Source organism: Hyphomicrobium zavarzinii ATCC 27496 (genome assembly GCF_000383415.1).
GTDB classification, from domain to species: Bacteria; Pseudomonadota; Alphaproteobacteria; order Rhizobiales; family Hyphomicrobiaceae; genus Hyphomicrobium_C; species Hyphomicrobium_C zavarzinii.
Window position 1 is genome coordinate 27847 of the sequence record NZ_KB911259.1, and the last position, 18711, is coordinate 46557.

General features: G+C 64.5%; 18 protein-coding genes. 3 read left to right on the plus strand and 15 right to left on the minus strand.

Annotated elements, in window-relative coordinates; all coding sequences use genetic code 11:
• Positions 1-173 precede the first annotated feature (173 nt).
• The 12 genes from thiL to F812_RS0114460 all read right to left on the minus strand — a co-directional run bounded on the left by thiL (position 174) and on the right by F812_RS0114460 (position 12633).
• Positions 174-1163 carry a thiamine-phosphate kinase gene (gene thiL, locus F812_RS0114405; RefSeq protein WP_020086686.1) on the minus strand — a complete coding sequence of 330 codons (990 nt, stop codon included), beginning with the start codon at positions 1161-1163 and terminating at the stop codon, positions 174-176.
• Between the two features lie 27 nt (positions 1164-1190).
• On the minus strand, positions 1191-1727 hold the full coding sequence (nusB, locus tag F812_RS0114410; protein ID WP_040498516.1) for a transcription antitermination factor NusB: 537 nt from the start codon (positions 1725-1727) through the stop codon (positions 1191-1193).
• The gene (gene ribH / locus F812_RS0114415) at positions 1724-2236 is read right to left on the minus strand and encodes a 6,7-dimethyl-8-ribityllumazine synthase (protein WP_020086688.1); all 513 of its coding nucleotides are present in this window, start codon (positions 2234-2236) and stop codon (positions 1724-1726) included. The genes nusB and ribH overlap by 4 nt, the downstream gene beginning before the upstream one ends.
• Before the next feature lie 5 nt (positions 2237-2241).
• On the minus strand, positions 2242-3390 hold the full coding sequence (gene ribB, locus F812_RS0114420) for a 3,4-dihydroxy-2-butanone-4-phosphate synthase (RefSeq protein WP_020086689.1): 1149 nt from the start codon (positions 3388-3390) through the stop codon (positions 2242-2244).
• The gene (locus F812_RS0114425) at positions 3387-3980 is read right to left on the minus strand and encodes a riboflavin synthase (RefSeq protein WP_020086690.1); all 594 of its coding nucleotides are present in this window, start codon (positions 3978-3980) and stop codon (positions 3387-3389) included. The genes ribB and F812_RS0114425 overlap by 4 nt, the downstream gene beginning before the upstream one ends.
• A gap of 15 nt (positions 3981-3995) precedes the next feature.
• Positions 3996-5108 (minus strand): bifunctional diaminohydroxyphosphoribosylaminopyrimidine deaminase/5-amino-6-(5-phosphoribosylamino)uracil reductase RibD, encoded by a 1113-nt coding sequence (gene ribD / locus F812_RS0114430; protein WP_020086691.1) that lies wholly within the window; start codon positions 5106-5108, stop codon positions 3996-3998.
• A gap of 27 nt (positions 5109-5135) precedes the next feature.
• Positions 5136-5627 carry a transcriptional regulator NrdR gene (nrdR, locus tag F812_RS0114435; protein ID WP_020086692.1) on the minus strand — a complete coding sequence of 164 codons (492 nt, stop codon included), beginning with the start codon at positions 5625-5627 and terminating at the stop codon, positions 5136-5138.
• A 125-nt stretch (positions 5628-5752) separates the two neighbouring features.
• Positions 5753-7030, minus strand: coding sequence for a serine hydroxymethyltransferase (glyA, locus tag F812_RS0114440; RefSeq protein WP_020086693.1), 1278 nt, complete (start codon positions 7028-7030; stop codon positions 5753-5755).
• Between the two features lie 300 nt (positions 7031-7330).
• The gene (hemA, locus tag F812_RS0114445) at positions 7331-8566 is read right to left on the minus strand and encodes a 5-aminolevulinate synthase (protein WP_020086694.1); all 1236 of its coding nucleotides are present in this window, start codon (positions 8564-8566) and stop codon (positions 7331-7333) included.
• A 311-nt stretch (positions 8567-8877) separates the two neighbouring features.
• Positions 8878-10155, minus strand: coding sequence for a L,D-transpeptidase family protein (locus F812_RS0114450; protein ID WP_020086695.1), 1278 nt, complete (start codon positions 10153-10155; stop codon positions 8878-8880).
• 634 nt (positions 10156-10789) lie between these two features.
• Positions 10790-11302, minus strand: a complete 513-nt coding sequence (gene ldtR, locus F812_RS0114455; protein WP_020086696.1) for a transcriptional regulator LdtR — start codon at positions 11300-11302, stop codon at positions 10790-10792.
• A gap of 242 nt (positions 11303-11544) precedes the next feature.
• Positions 11545-12633 (minus strand): enoyl-CoA hydratase/isomerase family protein, encoded by a 1089-nt coding sequence (locus F812_RS0114460; protein ID WP_020086697.1) that lies wholly within the window; start codon positions 12631-12633, stop codon positions 11545-11547.
• A gap of 287 nt (positions 12634-12920) precedes the next feature.
• Between F812_RS0114460 and F812_RS23985 the strand changes: the two genes are divergently transcribed.
• The gene (locus tag F812_RS23985; RefSeq protein ID WP_020086698.1) at positions 12921-14390 is read left to right on the plus strand and encodes an extensin-like domain-containing protein; all 1470 of its coding nucleotides are present in this window, start codon (positions 12921-12923) and stop codon (positions 14388-14390) included.
• A gap of 150 nt (positions 14391-14540) precedes the next feature.
• Positions 14541-15593 carry a porphobilinogen synthase gene (gene hemB, locus F812_RS0114470; RefSeq protein ID WP_020086699.1) on the plus strand — a complete coding sequence of 351 codons (1053 nt, stop codon included), beginning with the start codon at positions 14541-14543 and terminating at the stop codon, positions 15591-15593.
• Between the two features lie 109 nt (positions 15594-15702).
• Here hemB and F812_RS0114475 read toward each other — a convergent pair whose 3' ends face one another.
• Positions 15703-15969, minus strand: coding sequence for a hypothetical protein (locus tag F812_RS0114475; RefSeq protein WP_020086700.1), 267 nt, complete (start codon positions 15967-15969; stop codon positions 15703-15705).
• Between the two features lie 595 nt (positions 15970-16564).
• Between F812_RS0114475 and F812_RS0114480 the strand changes: the two genes are divergently transcribed.
• On the plus strand, positions 16565-16816 hold the full coding sequence (locus F812_RS0114480; RefSeq protein ID WP_156827436.1) for a hypothetical protein: 252 nt from the start codon (positions 16565-16567) through the stop codon (positions 16814-16816).
• Between the two features lie 246 nt (positions 16817-17062).
• Here the strand turns inward: F812_RS0114480 and F812_RS0114485 are convergent, their stop codons facing one another.
• Both F812_RS0114485 and F812_RS0114490 read right to left on the minus strand, forming a co-directional pair.
• Complete coding sequence (locus F812_RS0114485) at positions 17063-17608, minus strand: DUF2155 domain-containing protein (RefSeq protein WP_020086702.1); 546 nt, start codon at positions 17606-17608, stop codon at positions 17063-17065.
• A 144-nt stretch (positions 17609-17752) separates the two neighbouring features.
• Positions 17753-18160, minus strand: a complete 408-nt coding sequence (locus tag F812_RS0114490) for an NADH:ubiquinone oxidoreductase subunit NDUFA12 (RefSeq protein ID WP_020086703.1) — start codon at positions 18158-18160, stop codon at positions 17753-17755.
• Positions 18161-18711: the final 551 nt, after the last annotated feature.

The following is an 18711-nucleotide window of genomic DNA, read 5'->3' on the forward strand; positions in this document are numbered from 1 at the left end:
CTGAAGGCCAGCCCTGGCGACGGACGATCAGGCGTCAACGCGAGCGATTCCAGGGCCGTTAAACGAAAACGATATGGCCAAACAAAGACCCATTATCAATCAAACTATCGCCAAACCCTTGGAAATTCAGCGGGTCCCGCCGGACGCACTGAAGGGTCCCATTCGGGCTTCCGTCAATGCGGGAAATGATCCCATCCAGGCCTAGTGAACGACATCGGTTGCCCGTCCGCACCCAGCACGGAAATGCCCGTTCCGGCGGAAAGCCGTCCGATTTCCGAGACGGGCACCCCACACGCTTGAGCTGCGGCCTGGAACGCGGATGCCTCTCCAGGCGAAACGGCCGCAAGCACCTCGTAGTCGTCGCCCCCCGTGAGCGCGGTCGCGATGAGATCCGGCTGGCGCGCAAGTGCGCTCAAAAGCGGTTGCGAGAGCGGCAGGCGCACACAATCGAGCGAAGCGGCGAGCCCGGAGGCGCGCGCGAGACGTGCACAATCCTTGACCAGTCCGTCCGACACGTCCATGGCCGCCGACGCATGGGCGAGGAGATGCGGGGCGAGCGCCACGCGCGGCTCCGGACGGAGATAGCGGCCAACCAGCATCGCTGCCTCACGCATATCGAGACCGAGCGAAACGCGCCTGTCCGGGTCCTGCCGCAGCAAGAGGCCGACCGCACTGTCCCCGAGCGTACCCGAGAGAAAAAGCAGGTCGCCCGCCTTCGCTGACCCACGCCGCACCATCCGCCCGCTTGGCACACTGCCGATGGCGGTCACGGTCGCGGTGAGCGGGCCAGGCCTGCGATCGGTGTCCCCTCCGGCGAGGGCGATCCCGAACGCGGCCTGTGCTTCGCCGAGCCCGCGCGCGAACTCCGCGAGCCACGCGCGCTCCGGCAACTCCGGAAAAGCGATCGACAGGAGATAGGCGATCGGGCGCGCGCCCTTCGCTGCAAGGTCCGACACGTTGACCGCGAGCGCCTTCCACGCGATGTCGGCCGGCGCATCCTCGGGAAAGAAATGGACGCCCGCCGCAACTGCATCGGTGGTGAGAACGAGATCCTCACCAGGCGGCGGCGTAAGAAACGCGCAATCGTCCGTGAGGCCCAGCGCACCGGCAAAGCCCGAGGCCAGCGGCGCGAACGTCGTCTGGATCAGCTCGTCCTCGCCCACCGCGCACTCTCCGAATCTGGAAGCGGTCTACTCCCCGTCGCCCGGCGTCGTGAATTCTTTCGCACGCAGCTTGTGCGCGATCCTGTCGAGCACGCCATTGACGACCTTCGGCTCGTCGCCCTCGAAGAACGCCTTCGCGATGTTGATGTACTCGTTGATGATCACGCGTGCGGGCACGTCGCTGCGCTCGAGCGTCTCGAATACGCCCGCGCGGAGGATCGCACGCAGGATCGAATCGACGCGCACCAGCCGCCAGCCGGTCCGAAGCTGCTGGTCCACCAGCGGATCGATCTCGCGCTGTCTGCGCACCACGCCCTTCACGACGTCCGCGAAGAACGTCGCGTCCGCGCCCTCGAGGCTCGTCATGCTGTCGGCATCAGGCTCTGGCTCGGGCGCGCCTTCCGGCGGCGAAGGCGGCGGCGAGTTGAACTGCTCGATCACCTCGCCGGCATCGGTGCCCGCCAGATCCATCTGGTAGAGCGCCTGCACGGCAGCCATGCGCGAAACCGTGCGCGGTTTCGGACCATCGCCGGTAGATTTCTTTCTGCGGGGAGCGCTGCTCATGATGCGCGCTGCCTGAATGTCTGCGCGAGCCAGATGAGCCGGAGGCACGCCCGCGCCGCATCGCCGCCCTTGCCCTCCGCACCGCCACGCGCGCGCGCAAGTGCCTGCGCTTCCGTGTCGACGGTCAGCACGCCGTTGCCGACGGGAATGTCGTGCTGGATCGCCGTTTCCATCAGCCAATGATTGGTGTTGTTGCACACGATGTCGTAGTGCGACGTCTCTCCGCGGATCACGCAGCCGAGCACGATGGCGCCTGCATAGACGGGCTTCGCCCCGCCCGTGAACAGACCCGCCGAAACAGCCTGGCGGAATGCCTGCGGAATTTCGAGCGCACCCGGCACCGGAACACGATCGTAGCCAACGCCCGCCGCATCGAGCACCGCCCGCGCGCCGGCAACCAGCTCGTTCGTCACTTCCTGATAGTAGGGCGCCTCAATGATGAGGATGCGCGCGGAGCCGCCGGAATGCAGCTCCATCTCGATACGTTTGCGATTATCGTCTTTGACCATTTCAACTACTCGATTGCCCGCGTGCCGACGATGCGCAGCCCATAGGCCTCGAGGCCGACGTACACGTCGTCCGGCGCATTGGTGAGCAGCACCATGTCGGCAACGCCGAGCTCCCTCAAAATCTGCGAGCCGACGCCGATCTCTACCTGACGGCGTCCGCGTGCAGCCTTCTCTCCCGCATCGGCCTTGGACCGGCGGCCAACCCATTCCGAAACGCTCTTCGGACCGAGATCGCGGATCAGCACGATCACGCCGCGCCCCTCGCGCTCTATGGCGCGGATAGACTTCGCCACGGCGCCATGATCCCCCGCGATGCCCAGAAGATCGCCGAGTACGTTCACGGCATGAACACGCACGAGCACAGGCCCGCCAGAGGGACTGATGTCGCCCTTCACCAGCGCCAGATGCTCGACCGGCTCGACCGTCGTCGTGAACACGCGGAGATCGAACGTGCCGCCAAGTGACGTGTCCACCTGCGTGCGCGCGACCTGCTTCACCAGCCGGTCGTGCTTCAGCCGGTAAGCGATGAGATCCTCGATGGTGCCTATCTTGAGACCGTGCCGCTGTGCGAACGGAATAAGATCCGGCATCCGCGCCATGGTGCCGTCTTCGTTCATGATCTCGCAGATCACCGCCGCCGGATAGAGTCCGGCGAGACGCGCGAGATCGACGGATGCTTCCGTATGACCCGCGCGGATCAGCACGCCGCCCTCGCGCGCGACGAGCGGAAACACATGCCCTGGCGAAACGAGATCGTTGGCGCCCTTGGTGGCATCGATCGCCGTCGCGATCGTACGCGCGCGATCATGCGCCGAGATGCCCGTCGAGACGCCTTCGCGTGCTTCGATCGATTGCGTGAAGGCCGTGCGCTCGCGCGCCGCCTTGGTCCGCACCATGAACTCGAGCCCGAGCTCCTGCGCCCTGGTCTGCATCAGCGTGAGGCAGATGAGACCGCGGCCGTGCTTGGCCATGAAGTTGACGGCATCCGGCGTCGCCATCTGCGCGGGGATCACGAGATCGCCCTCGTTCTCGCGATGCTCCGCGTCAACGAGGATGACCATGCGCCCGTTCAGCATGTCCTCCACGATCTCCGCGGTGGACGACAGGAAGCCGGCAATTTCCGACTGCGTAATTTTACCGAGACCGGTGCTCACACCCGAAACTCCATGATCCGCGCCACATAGCGCGCAAAGAGGTCGATCTCCACGTTGACCTCGTCGCCGGGCTTTTTGCGCCCCCACGTCGTCTCGGTCAAGGTCACGGGGATCAGATTGACGCCGAAGCGGTTTCCGCTCACCTCGTTAACGGTGAGGGAGGCCCCGTCAAGGGCAATTGAGCCCTTCGGCGCCGCATAGGGCGCAAGCGCCTGGGGCAGCTCGATGAGCACGCGAATGCTCTCTCCATCGGCCCGCATGTCGATGATCTGGCCCACGCCGTCCACGTGACCCGAGACGATATGTCCGCCGAGCTCGTCGCCCGCCTTGAGGGCACGCTCCAGATTGATCCGCCGGCCCACTTGCCAGCTCCCGAGCGTGGTCTTGGACAGCGTCTCGTTGGAGACGTCGACCGTGAAGGCCGAGCCCGCGCCATCGGCCCGCAGCGTCACCACCGAAAGGCAGCAGCCGTCGCAGGCGATCGATGCGCCGAGCGCGATGCCGTCGGCCGCATACCGCGAGCGGATCGCGAAGCGTCCGCCTTCCCGGCCGATCAGCTCGCCGACGTCCGTGATAATTCCCGTAAACACTCTAACGCTCCCCGCTCATGAGCCCGGCGTCCGCACCCGGAGGACCGACATTGTGTCGGCCCCCACCCGGCGCCGCCGCGCGAGATCGAGATCTAGCCCCGGAGCGAGACGCGCGGCAAGCTCCACGGCCCGCACCTCGGCCTCGCCTGATCCCGCTTGAAACAGAACGACCTCGTCCGCGAGCTTTTCCTGCGAAAATGCTTTCCAGATTGCAGCTCCACCTTCGACGAGCAGCCGTGTGATCCCCTCGTCCGACAGCAAGCCCAGCACATCGCGCGGCGCGATCCCATGACCTGAGACAGGAAGACGGAAAATCCTCGCACCCGCCGCTTCGAGCTCTCCCGCGCGTGCCGGATCGGCATCCTCACCCATGACGATCCACAGCGGCACACTTCGCGCCGTACGCACGAGCTTGGCGCCGGCAGACAAGCCGAGCGAGCGCGAGAGCACCACGCGGACCGGTGAGCGCTCCGCAAGCCCCGGCAGACGGCATGTAAGGTCGGGATCATCATCGCGAACCGTCTGGCCGCCGACCAGAATGGCATCGCAAGCCGCGCGTAAATAATGCCCCTGCGCCCGCGCCTCCGGTCCCGTGACGAACAGGGCCTTCCCATCGGCGCCGCGTGGCACAGCACCCGCGGCCGACAAGGCCATCTTGAGCTGCACGAAGGGGCGCCGCTCCGTGATGCGAAGAATATGCCCCAGCGTCGCCCAGCGCGCCTCCTCGCCCCTCAAACCGGTTTCAACCGCAATGCCGGCATCCCTGAGACGCTGGATGCCGTGTCCTTTCGTGCGCGGGTCCGGATCGCCGACGCCGATGACGACACGACGGATGCCGCCAGCAACCACGGCATCCGCGCAGGGTGGCGTCTTTCCGTGGTGCGCGCACGGCTCGAGCGTCACGTAGAGCGTGGCATCGCGGGCACGCGCTCCCGCGCGGCGCAACGCTTCCGTCTCCGCGTGTGGCCGCCCGCCTGGCTGCGTGACGCCGCGTGCAATCAGCTCACCCGTGCTCTCATCCGCGATCACCGCACCCACCGAAGGGTTGGGCGCAGTCGTGCCGAGCCCCCGCCGCGCGAGCGTGAGCGCGATGTCCATCATGTGCTGATCGAACGGCGAAAAACCCACGGCGACTGCCTGCTGCCTAACTGCCCACTAGTGCTTCTTCGCCGCCCGATGCGCATCATCGGGGCCATCGTCGCGCGCGATCTCGCCGAGCACTTCCTGGAAATCGGCGGCCTCACGGAAATCGCGATAGACGGAAGCGAAACGCACGTAGGCCACGGGATCGAGCGCGCGAAGACCGTCCATGACGAACGTGCCGATGGTCGAGGACGGAATCTCCGTCTCACCGGTGCTTTCGAGCTGGCGCACGATTCCCGATACCATGCGGTCGATGCGCTCGCTCTCGATCGGCCGCTTCCTCAGTGCCACCTCGACCGACTTCAACAGCTTGTCGCGATCGAACGGGACCTTGCGTCCCGACCGCTTGACGACGGTCAGCTCGCGAAGCTGCACGCGCTCGAACGTGGTGAAGCGGCCGCCGCAATCCGGGCACACGCGGCGGCGGCGGATGGCGGCGTTCTCCTCCGTCGGCCGGCTGTCCTTCACCTGCGTCTCCTCGCAGGAGCAATACGGACAACGCATGTCTGGCGGTCTCCTGAAATGAAAGGCGCCGGAGCGAACCGCTCCGGCGCCTTCTTCTAGTGCAAGTCCCGCCGCAATGAAACGGCTCCTTCACATCTCCCGCTGAGAGAGACGAAAGGCGGAGATCAGTAGATCGGGAAGCGCTTGCAGAGCGCCGTGGCCTCGGCCTTGATCTTCTCCTCGACGGCGCCGTTGCCGGCTTCGCCGTTCTTGGCGAGCCCCTCCAGGACCTCGGCAATCATGCGGCCGATGTCGCGGAACTCCGCTTCGCCGAAGCCGCGGGTCGTGCCGGCCGGTGCGCCGAGACGGATGCCCGAGGTGACCATCGGCTTCTCGGGATCGAACGGAACACCGTTCTTGTTGCAGGTGATGTGCGCGCGGCCCATCGACTTCTCCGAGATGTTGCCCGTGAGCTTCTTCGGACGCAGGTCGACGAGGATGAGGTGCGTATCGGTGCCGCCCGAGACGAGCGCGAAGCCGGCGTTGACGAGAACCTCGCCCATCGCCTTAGCGTTGACGATCACCTGCTTCGCATAGGCCTTGAACTCCGGCGTCAGGATCTCGCCGAACGCCACAGCCTTGCCGGCGATGACATGCATCAGCGGACCGCCCTGGATGCCGGGGAAGATGGCCGAGTTGACCTTCTTCGCGATGTCCTCGTCGTTGGTGAGGATCATGCCGCCGCGCGGACCGCGCAGCGTCTTGTGGGTGGTCGTGGTGACGACGTGAGCGTGCGGGAACGGCGAGGGATGCTCACCGGCAGCGACGAGGCCCGCGAAGTGCGCCATGTCCACCATGAGGTGTGCGCCGACCTCGTCCGCGATCGAGCGGAACGCGGCGAAGTCGAACTGGCGCGGATAGGCGGAGCCGCCCGCGATGATGATGCGCGGCTTCTCGGCCTTGGCGATCTCGCGCACCTTGTTCATGTCGATGCGGTGCGTTTCGGGCTCGACCTGATAGTGCACCGCCTTGAACCACTTGCCCGACTGGTTGACCGTCGCGCCGTGCGTGAGGTGGCCACCGTGAGCCAGGTTGAGGCCGAGGATGGTGTCACCCGGCTTGGCGAGCGCGTTGAACACGCCCTGGTTGGCCTGCGAGCCGGAGTTCGGCTGCACGTTCGCGAAGCCGCAGCCGAAGATCTTCTTGGCGCGCTCGATCGCCAGGTCCTCGACGATGTCCACGTACTGGCAGCCACCATAGTAGCGCTTGCCCGGATAGCCTTCGGCGTACTTGTTGGTCAGCACGCTGCCCGCGGCCTCGAGCACCGCCTTGGAGACGATGTTCTCGGAGGCGATGAGCTCGATCTCGTGCTGCTGGCGCCCCAGCTCCTTGTCGATCGCCGACGCGACTTCCGGATCGGTCTCGGCAAGATGAGATTTGAAGAAGCGGGCGGTGTTCGACATGACGTTTCCTCGTGGTGTCGGCTGAGATTTTGATGGGGAGGGTGGCGATAGCACTGAATTCATTTACGAAATCGGAGAACCGTTGCAGCCAGCTCCTTGCATGACGAAAGTACAATGGTGCCACGGCAAACGCTCGCGAATGCCCTTACCATGCGTCAAGCGAAAGCAACAAGGAAGTCTCCGTCGCACCCACCGGCGATGTGCAGCGCAACAGGGATTTCTGTGAAGATCTTCGCAAGATAGGCAAAAGCAAACGGGCGGCGACAAAGCTGCCACCGCCCGCAAGCCATGAAAAAATATTTACTCGGCAGCAAGCTTGCCCGTCTTGCCCACGGCTGCAGGGCACGCGGCCCAAAGCATGCGCAGGGCTTCCGTAAGCTCGTCCATCTGCGCATCGGTGTGATGCGGGCCGGGCGTAAGGCGAATGCGCTCCGTTCCGCGCGGAACGGTCGGATAGTTGATCGGCTGCACGTAGATGCCATGCGTCTCGAGAAGACGGTCGGTCACCTCTTTGCAGTGAACCGGGTCGCCGATAAGCACGGGCACGATATGGCTCTGGTTCTGGAACACCGGGAGCCCCGCGGCCAGAAGGCGGGTCTTGAGCGCCTTCGCGCGCTCCTGGTGACGGGCCCGCTCGAGCGAGCTGCTCTTCAGATGCCGGATGCTGGCGAGTGCGCCGGCCGCGATGGCCGGAGCCAGCGAAGTGGTGAAGATGAAGCCGGGTGCGAACGAGCGGATCGCATCGCAGAGATCCCGCGTGCCGGCGATATAGCCGCCCATCACGCCGAAGCCCTTGGCCAGCGTGCCGTTGACGATGTCGACGCGGTGCATGACGTTGTCACGCTCCGCGATGCCGCCGCCGCGCGGGCCGTACATGCCGACGGCGTGCACCTCGTCGAGATAGGTCAGCGCGCCGTATTTCTCGGCGAGATCGCAGATCGCACCGATCGGAGCGATGTGGCCGTCCATTGAATACACGCTCTCGAAAGCGATGATCTTCGGCGTGCCGGCCGGAACCTGTTTCAGCTTTGCTTCGAGATCGGCCACGTCGTTGTGGCGGAAGATGCGCTTCTCGCTGCCGCCGTGACGGATGCCTTCGATCATCGAAGCGTGATTCTTTTCGTCGGAGAAGATCACGCAGCCCGGCAGCAGCTTGGCCAGCGTCGAGAGCGCGGCCTCGTTGGCGACGTAGGCCGAGGTGAACAGCAGCGCCTGCTCCTTGCCATGGAGATCGGCGATCTCATGCTCGAGCTCGACGTGATAATGGGTGGTACCGGAGATGTTGCGTGTGCCGCCCGAACCGGCGCCGACCGAGTCGATCGCCTCGTGCATGGCCGCCACCACCTTGGGGTGCTGGCCCATGCCGAGATAGTCGTTGGAGCACCACACGACGATCGGCTTGGTGCCCGCGCTCGTCACATGTTCAGCAGCAGGAAACGCACCTCGGCGGCGCTTCACATCGGCGAAAACCCGGTAGCGACCTTCCCGCCTGATCGCATCGAGTGATGCCTTGAAGTGCCTCGCATAGTCCACCATCGACGTTTCCTCGAACCTTTGTTCGTCAGAACTGCCGCTGTATGTAACGGCAGACTGCCTTTTAGGCTAGCATCCCTCGGATAGTGTTACATTGCAACCGTTCTAATGTCGCGGCAACCCCAGCTTTTTCGGCTGTTCGGGGAAACAATGGGCCGGGATTTGGAGCCCCGTCGCCCCCCTGGGAAACCATAAGCGTGCCGTGCATCCTGATTGAGGCATGGCAGGCTCGATCGCATTGACATCGGTCAAGTTGCTCAGCCCCATCGGCCTCGCGGCGAACAGGTCGCACCCGCGCGGTGAGAGCCCGCTTCTCAATAGGAAGTCGCGATCTCCGCCACGCCGTCCCGGCTATAGAGATCGCGGCGGAACTGGATGACCCCGTCCTCGGTCGCCCAGGCGGTGATGTACACGAAATGCAGCGGCACAGGAGTAGCGAGCCGCACATCCTTGCGCTCGCCGGTCTGCTTCATCGCAGCGATCTTGTCCTCGTCCCAACCGTCGTTCTGTCCGAGCAGCCAGTAAGCGAGCCGCTCGATGTTGTGGACGCGAATGCATCCCGAGCTTGCTGCTCGGAAATTGCGGCCGAACAGACCCTCCGACGGACTGTCGTGCATGTAGACCGACTCGCCTGAGGCGAAGTTGATCTTCACGAACCCGAGCGGGTTGTCCTTTCCGGGCGGCTGCCGGTACGAGTACGACTTCGGTGCCGACGAGTTCCAGTCGATCTTCTCCGGATCGACCTTCTTGCCGTTCCCGTCGTAGGCCTCGATGCCCGTTTTGACGAGCACGTTCTTGCCCTCGGCCTGCATCTCGCGGCCCTGGGGAATGAGATCCTTCTGGATCACCGTCGGCGGAAGGCGCCAGATCGGATTGAAATTCATCTCCGTGATCGTCGAGCGCAGGAGCGGCGTCGGCCGGTCCACCTTGCCGACGACGCCAGTGTGGCGCGTGATCACGCGATTGAGCGCAACGGCTTCCACCTGCGCGGCCGGAATGTTGACCACGACATACTTGCGCTGCGGCTTTACCACCTGGGTCAGCTCCGCGAGCCGCTTGAGGTTGGTCTCGAGCTGCTTGAGCCTGTCCTCGGCCGAAACGTTGAGCGCGGCGATCGTCGGCTTGTCGAGCCGGCCGTTTGGCGTAAGTCCGTTCGTCGCCTGATAGGCCTTGAGCGCCTCCACCAGCTTTCCGTCGAGCGTCTCGCCGCCAGCCTGATCCGCGGGCAACTCGCCCGAGACGATCAGGCGGTCACGCAGCTCCACGATCGCAAAATGCTGCTCGTCCGGCTTGACCACGGCATCGGGCACAGGCTTCCACCCGCCTGCCGCAACGATCTCCTTGTAGCGCGCGATAGCGGCTTTGGTGGCCTCGATGTTGGCTGGGGAGAGAGTGGGAAGGCCCGCGGGCGGATTGCGCTCGAACTCCTTCAGCGCTTCACGCTCCGTCGTCGGATCGCTCGCACTGCTCCCGCTTCCGCTCACGGGTCCGAACGAGAGCCAGTTGTCGTTGGCACGAGCAGGTGCGGTCAAAGATGCGGCCGCCAAAGCTCCGAGCATCAATCCCGTGCCGAGCTTGAACGATATCGCCATGGAGCCCCCCGCCAGAAATCGCCCATCTCCTGTTGCGTGGGCGCCGCCTTCAGCACATCGACTCGACCGTGCGCAAACCTGCCTGTGCCGGAAAGCACGCGCCATCGACCCCGACCTGCGCATGCTTTGATACGGAAACAGGATAACGCCGTTTTGCCGGGACAATTACATGATCCGGACCGGACAAAAAGCCCCCGGCGCCGGGCTGCATTCGACGTGGTGCGGGCCTGCCACAAGTAGGAACCCCTACCCGCCCGGGACGTCCGCCGTCTGAGTGCTAGGCCGGAAATCCAGCCGTCCCCAGAGTCCCTCACCCCCAGGTCACGATGCAGGGGGCTCTTATCCTTGATAAATCCCCACGGAGGGCCGCGCCACCGCGGAGCCGCCCGCACAAGCGCCTACCCATTTTCTGCAGGTCGAGCCCGGGCACCTCTACATCCGCACGAACACCTCTGGAATGTGGACATCGCCCCGGATCCAGCTGTGATCCGATCGGGCTGCGCCACGCCGCCCGGTCCATCACCGCCCCGCGATTCGGTTGCGCGCCGCTCCGCAAACGACAAAGGGGCACGCCCCCGCGCACCCCCTTGCCACCGATCCAGCACGTGCCCGCCCCAAGGCACGCGTCGTGAGACTAGAGGCGGAAACGGATCTGATCCGTCCAGAACCTCTCGAGGCGGCCCAGCGCCTTGTTGAGGCCCTTGAGCTCCTCGCCCGAAACCTGCGCCACCGTCTCGACCGAGCCGAGCTGGCGCTGATAGAGGCGATGAACCACTTCCGAGGCCTGGCGGCCCTTTGCCGAAAGCGAGACGCGCACGCTGCGCTTGTCGCTCTCGCTGCGCTCGTAGTCTATGTAGCCCATCTCGACGAGCTTCTTGAGATTGTACGAGACGTTCGAGCCCATGTAGTAGCCGCGGCTCTTGAGCTCGCCGGCTGTCAGCTCGTTATCGCCCATATTGTACAGAAGGAGCGCCTGCACGGCGTTGAGGTCCGAGCTGCCGTTGCGGTCAAACTCGTCCTTGATGACATCGAGCAGCAAGCGATGCAGTCTCTCGATGAGATGGAGGCTCTGAACGTACTCCGAACGAAGAGTAGGATCCTGATCCACGGGCGCTCGCTGGCGCCCCGCGTTGAGTGCGGTGCTCATATTACCCTGCCTTACTAACCTGTTTGACGCGACCGGTTTTCCGGTTCTCAGTGCAGGCTAAGCGAGACCGATAAAAATTAGCTCAATTGATGCGGTAAATAGCAGGTAAATCTCAGCCTCAACACGAGGCGACGTCTATGCGGATCACAGCGACAAGCTTCGCCGTCACCCCGACGGAGGTCGGGGTCGAGACAGGTGGGGGCATAGCCGGCGTCAAGGGGCTGAATCTACGGAACGCGCTTTCACGCGCGCGCCTTCTGCATGTCCTCGCGCGTCGGCAATGCAAGATCCCGCGCACCGAGCGGCGCGAAGTACGCCGCCACCATGGCATCCGTTACGTCCTCGATCCGCGCCGGAGTCCAGCGCGGCGCTCCGTCCTTGTCGATCAGCGCTGCACGCACGCCCTCGTAGAAATCGCCGTTGGCTTCGAGAAAACGCGTCGCGATCCGATAGTCGGCCCGGAGCGTCTCCCTGAGATCGCGCGCCTTGCTGTCGCGGATATGCCGGTGCGTGACCTTGAGCGCGAGCGGCGAGCGATGGCGGAGATTGGCGACAAGCTCTCCCGCCCAATCGCGATGAACGCCCTGCACGGCTTCGAGGCGCGCCACGATCTCCTCGACGCTCGGCGCCGAGAAGCAGCGGTCGATCAACTCGCGATAGGGCAAAAGCGCGCCCTCACCAGGATCCTTGTGCCGCTCGTCCAGCACCGTATCGACCGGCCAGGTATCCGCGAGCGCCGCCTTGATCGCCTCGAACTCCGCCTGATCGATGCAGTGCGTTACGAGGCCCAGCGCATAGGCGTCCGCCCGCCCGATGCTGCGGCCCGTGAGGCCGAGATAGATGCCCACATGATCCGGCAGGCGCGCGAACACATGGCACACGCCCACGTCCGGAAAGAGCCCGATCAGCGTCTCCGGCATGGCGAAGGAATAGCCCTCCCCCGCAACGCGGTGGGTGCCGTACTGCGAGATCCCCACGCCGCCGCCCATCACCATGCCGTTGATCAAGGGCACCGTGGGCTTCGAAAAGCACTCGCACTGCCAGTTGAGCGAGTATTCGTCGGCGAACGTCTTGAGCCCTGCCTCCATCTCCGCGCGTGCAAGCCCGATCACCTCGCGCACGTCGGAGCCGGACGAGAACGCACGCGGGCTTTCCGACTGGATCGCCACCGCATAGACTTGCGGATCGCGCGCTGCCGCCCACAGCCGTTCTGATAGCTTGGTCCGCATATGCTGTGTCAGCGCGTTGAGCGCCTTGGGACGTGCCAAGGTCACGAGCGCAAGCGAGCCCGTGATTTCGACTTTCAGCGTCTCGTCTGCCGTCTCGGCCATTCCCTCGCCCCGCAGTGAAGCACCCGTTGCCGCACCCAAGCGGCACAAACCCAAAAAATGCGCTCTGCGCCCTACCAAAACGTCCCTGGTCTGCCAATGTGATAAGTGGGGACAGTCGCCTTGTTGAGCCACAATTTGCGGCTATACAGGCTTCCTCGTTGAGATGAAACTGGCTGCATGATTCGCAGCGCGACTTCGCGGCTCGATGCGGAGTCTGGAAATTTCCCGCACGCCTGCAGGTGTTAAAGCTCGCCCGCAGGCATCCGAAGAGCCTCAAGGACGCGCCTATGATGCGGTTTCGGCACGCCGTTGCGATCTTCTCTCTGTGTAGCGCTGGCGCGGCCGTGGCGAACGCGGCCGATCGCTCTATTTCGGGCACTGTGACCAACGCCTTCGAGACGATCGTCATCGACGCCAAGACCGCGGCTGCGAAGGCGACGTCGGCCGCAAAAGACGCGCTCGCGCCGGACAAAACCACGCGTAGCAAAAAGGCGCGCAAGGACGGCGAGAAGACGGACACCGCCGGAGCGGACGGCAAATCCTCGAAGTCCGCCGGCAAGAAAAACGCCACCAACGACGACACCAAGCAGGCAGCGGAACCGGCGAAGCAGGACGGCACGCCCGCGGACGCCAACAAAGCCGCAACCGACGGCAAGGGCGCCGCGACAACGGCCAATGGCATCAAGGCGGGCGAGCAGCCTGCCGGAAAAGCGGCCGAGGCCGCGCCCAAGAAACCTCTGATCGCCACCGAATGGCCCGCCGTCGATGTCGAGCTGGCCCGCGCCCGCTGCACCCAGCTCCTCAAGGGCGTCGATGCAGTCACCGTCCCCGAAGCGCCCTTCCGCAAGGGCGACTGCGGAACCATGGCTCCCGTGCGCCTCATCTCCATCGGCAAGAACCCGGAGGTCTCGCTTTCACCTCCAGCCGTCGTCACCTGCGACATGGTCGTGGCACTCACCAAATGGATGAAGGACGAGGTCCAGCCCCTCGCCCGCCGCCATCTCGGATCGGAAGTGATCCGCATGGAATCGATGAGCGACTATTCCTGCCGCATGGCCTACGGCCGCATCGGCAACAAGCTCTCCGAGCATGGCAAAGCCAACGCGCTCGACATTCGCGGCTTCACCACGCGCAAAGGCGATCACGCCGTCGTGCTGGCCGACTGGGGCCAGACCAAGCGCGACGTGGAGAAGCAGATCGCCGCGGCGAAGGCGGCCGCAGCCAAGGCGGAAGCCGTGAAGCTCGCCGCCGAGAAGGCGAGCAAGGAGCGCGCCGAAGCGGCCGAGGTCGCGGCCAAGTCCGAGACCACCAACTCGCCGCTTCCGAGAAAGACGCTTATCGAAGGCTTGCCCACCAAGCATCTCGATCCCTCGCTCGCGCTCCCCGCCTCCGTCTCGAAGGAAGGCTTCGGCATGGCCCCGACGCGTCTGGGCGGCCCGAAGAACGCGGTCGAGACCAAGGTCGAGATCAGGCCCATCGAGGATAAGAAACAGAAGGGCGCCAAGAAGGACGCGGCCAAGAAAAAGCAAGGGAACGCCGAGCCGGAGACCACCGCATCGCTCCCGCCGCCCGGCGCCGAGGACCAACCGGCAGTCGCCCCGGCCCCCAAGACGCCCACCAGCAAGTTCCTGCACGAAGCTCACGCCGCCGGCTGCCGCATCTTCGGCACCACTCTCGGTCCCGAGGCCAACGAAGCGCACCGCAACCATTTCCACGTGGACATGGCCGAACGCAAAGTCCGCAAGATCTGCGATTAGCGGGTGCCCGTCCTTAACCGACGGTCTCCCGGGCGCGCCGGTTTACTGATCGCCATTTCGCCCCCTTGCGCGCCGCCCCGCAAGGCGGGATGGTCGCGCCACACTGCCGAAGCGCGCCCGCGTAACGGCTCCAATCTCCGAGGCTTCCGCGTGACCCGTTCCAAAGCACCTTCCGAGCCGACCGCAACTTCTACTCAATCGCTTCCCGCCGCCAGCTATCCGGCCGTCCGGATGCGGCGCAACCGCCGGTCTGGCTGGTCACGCCGCCTCGTCGCCGAGAGCACGCTGAGCCCGGCCGATCTCATCTGGCCCTTGTTCGTGATCGAAGGCGAAGCCAGGCGCGAGCCAGTCGCCTCGATGCCCGGCGTCGAACGCCTCTCCGTCGATCTCGTGGTGGAAGCCGCCCGGACAGCCGCCGGGCTCGGCATTCCCGCCATCGCGCTTTTTCCCAACACCGATGTGAAGCTGCGCACCGACGACGCACGCGAAGCCTTCAACGCCGATAACCTCGTCTGCCGCGCGACGCGGGCCGTGAAGAATGCCGGCATCGACATCGGCATCATTCTCGACGTGGCCCTCGATCCCTATACGATCCACGGCCACGATGGTCTCCTGATCGGCAGCGAGATCGCCAACGACGAGACTGTGGAAGCGCTCATCCGTCAGTCCCTGATTCAGGTCGAGGCGGGCGCCGACATCCTCGCTCCGTCCGACATGATGGACGGCCGCATTGGCGCCATCCGCCAGGCGCTCGAGAGCAACGGCCACCGCAACACGCAGATCATGTCGTATGCCGCGAAGTATGCGAGCGCCTTTTACGGCCCCTTCCGCGATGCCGTCGGCTCAGGAGGTCTCCTCAAGGGCGACAAGCGCACCTACCAGATGGACGCCGCCAACAGCGACGAAGCCATCCGCGAGGTCGCGCTCGATCTCGCCGAAGGCGCGGACATGGTGATGGTGAAGCCTGGCATGCCCTACCTCGACATCGTGAGGCGCGTGTCCGAGACGTTCAAGGTGCCGACCTTCGCCTATCAGGTGTCGGGCGAGTACGCGATGATCATGGCCGCGGCGGAGAAAGGCTATCTCGACGAGGAGAAGGCCATCCTGGAGAGCCTCATGGCCTTCAAACGCGCGGGCGCATCAGGCGTGTTCACCTATTTTGCCCCGCGCGTCGCGAAGCTTCTGCAGGCGCGCGCAGGCTAAGCACAAGCTCCGGAGCGTTTTCCGACGAAGTGGAGGCCGGTCCGTCGTAAGAAAATGCGACCAGCCAAATACCTAGAGCGTGCGAGCCGAGAGAATTGGATTGCACACTTTAGAAATCCACGTCTCCGCCGAGCGCGCCGTTCGCGCGCCAGGAGAACGGGTGCCCGACTATCTTGCGATAGAGCCACGGCGCCAACGGCAGCACGGCCCAGCCGACGAGATTGGCCACCGCCGCGCCGACCTGCAGCGGACCGAACTCCGCTTCGAGCGCCAGCAAGGCCAGCAGCAGAACGGACAGAACGGCCATAGCGGCCGAAAGTCCGATGTAGAGAACCATGAACGTCGCGTCGTAGGCGATCGAACGGTTATCGGTCATTGGAGGCTCCGATGTCTCGAATGACAACCTGAGTGCATCCGCAGAACGGAGCACCGCGAAATCAGAAGCGCAGCATCGGCGCCCACGCTAACGAGCCTCCGCGGATTCTGCCGTTCCACCAGGAACAGATGTGCAAAATCCACGTCGCTCGCAGCGAATTTGATTGCACAAAGAATGATGTAGGACAAAGATTCGCGATACCCCAAACCGCAATTGAACCGCGCTGGCGCTGCACTTAGCGGCGCATGTGAGTCATGATCGACACAGCTCGCGTCTCTGGGAGCAGATCGAGGGAAGAAAGGCGCACGCCGCAGTCAAAAAAAACGTCACCCCGATGAAGATCGGGGTCCAGACATGTCTCCAGCAGGGCACGTTTCAGCCCTGGCCGCGTGTCCCATCTTCCACCAACTCCATGGCCGGGCTCGACCCGGACATCCAGGGGGCGCGTCCTCCGCGTTCCGGCAAGCTGCCTCGGATGGCTGAGTTTTGGGGTCGGCAAAATCCGCTGCAGTAACGTCATGCCGGCGAAGGCCGGCACCCACGACACGTTTCGAACGGGATGCGCTTCCGGTTCTTTGAACCCGCGGAGGCTCGCGTGGATCCCGACCTGCGTCGGGATGACGTCGAAGAACGGCGTACGGCGCAATCAAAAAACAACGTCACCCCGATGAAGATCGGGGTCCAGACATGTCTCCAGCAGGGCACGTTTCAGCCCTGGCCGCGTGTCCCATCTTCCACCAACTCCATGGCCGGGCTCGACCCGGACATCCAGGGGGCGCGTCCTCCGCGTTCCGGCAAGCTGCCTCGGATGGCTGAGTTTTGGGGTCGGCAAAATCCGCTGCAGTAACGTCATGCCGGCGAAGGCCGGCACCCACGACACGTTTCGAACGGGATGCGCTTCCGGTTCGTTGAACCCGCGGAGGCTCGCGTGGATCCCGACCTGCGTCGGGATGACGTTAGGTTTGGCGGATCCGGGTTGAACCCAATCCTCAGGCTATCAATTGGAATGACACCGAGGTTTCGGTGGTTCGTGTCCACATAACTAACGTCTCGCCGGCGTCACGGCGAAGCCGTGCTCCAGATACGGCTGAAGCTAGCGCCGCACGCGACGGCGCTGCATATCGGCAGGTTCTTCCTCGGGGCCGAGCGAGTCGATCTCGCCTTGCGGAATATCGGCTCCCACCGCAGGCGGCGCCTGCTGCGCAACCGCGTTGCGCGGCTTCTGGCAGTCGGTCAGCCACACGTCGAACACCGGATGCTCGACGGCGTTGAGCCCCGGGCTCTGCGCGAACATCCAGCCCGAGAAGATCCGCTTCTCCTTCCCGTCGAGCTGCACCTCGTCGACCTCGACGAACGAGGTGGTCTTCGGCTGCTCCGTGGCCGGGCGCGAGTAGCAGACCCGCGGCGTCACCTTGAGCGCGCCAAACTGCACCGTCTCGTTGATCGGCACTTCCAGCGTCTTGATGGTCGCCGTCACTTTGTCGAGGGCCGAAAACACGGCAAGGCGATTATCGAGCCGTTCGGCCGCCCCGGCCGCGATACCGCCCGCCCCGATCGCGAGCAGCGCCGAGAGAGCGCACGCGCCTGCGCGAACTGCTCCCGTCGTGCTGAGGCTGGAATCTGGCCGCCGGCCGGTCATGCGAGCTTCGTCCTGTTTCGTGTCTGGCGCGGACTGGTCCGCTCTGGGGCGCGCAATCCCGCGCCTCCACTCATCTGCGACGCAACGATGGCGCGCACAAGGCTTACCGCCCGCATTGGATGGCGGGCGCGAGCGCAGATCGCCTCACTCGGGGCGCCAGGGCTTGTAGTCGCCGGTAGCCCGGGCTCGATGCCCCGTGCCGAGAATCGAACCGGCCGGCCGATAGGCCCCAGGCGTCCCGGTCATGTTGGGTTGATGCGGCTTCTCCCAGGGCTTCGGCGTATAGCGCTCCTCGGTAGGAGGCGTATCGACGGTATAATGGAGCCAGCCATGCCACTCCGGCGGCACCTTCGACGGGTCGGCGAGCTTGGTGTACGTCACCCAGCGCCGCAGCCGGCCGAGCGGGCCTTCGGGCCCCACGCCCTTGAGCTGCTCATAATAGCGGTTGCCGAACGAGTCGCTGCCCACATACCTGCCCTGCCGGGCGATCGTCAGCCGCGTGCCCCAGGTATTGCCGCCCCACCAGCTGAAGATCTCGCTGAAAATCCCCATTCCAAATCGCCTCCGCGCTGTATGTCACCGGATTAGCGCGTGAGCCGCGGGAGCGCCAGTGCGCATTCTCTCTCGCACCACCCGCCGGCCCTGAACGCTGCCCGCCGAAAAAGCCACTATCACCTCCCGCGACCGGGTCCCTTGACGGAGGTCGCCCCGCGCAAGTTGCTGACACAGCTTTTGCGGCAGATTTACAACAGACTCCCTGATACCCGTCTGAACCCGACTCGGATTATCGTTTGATCAGCGTTCGGCGATGCCAGGTTTTTGGGCTTTTACACACGCCTGTTTTTCAGGCATCCGGCTCCAAGCCCGCATTTTTCGGCCATCTCGGCTGTCAATCCCCAACTTGCCAACAGCCACTAGATATAGTCGCAGTTGCCGCTGCGACCACAAAATCTAGTTCTCTCCATTTGTTTCCCGCGCCCCGAATCGCATACGGTCTTGCCATGCCGCCGCCACGTTTCACTCGGCCGCGGCAGTCGCTCTCCACGTTTCGTTTCTTGGCGTTCCCCACAATCCGAGCACCCATTCTCGGCCGTCGCGCTTCA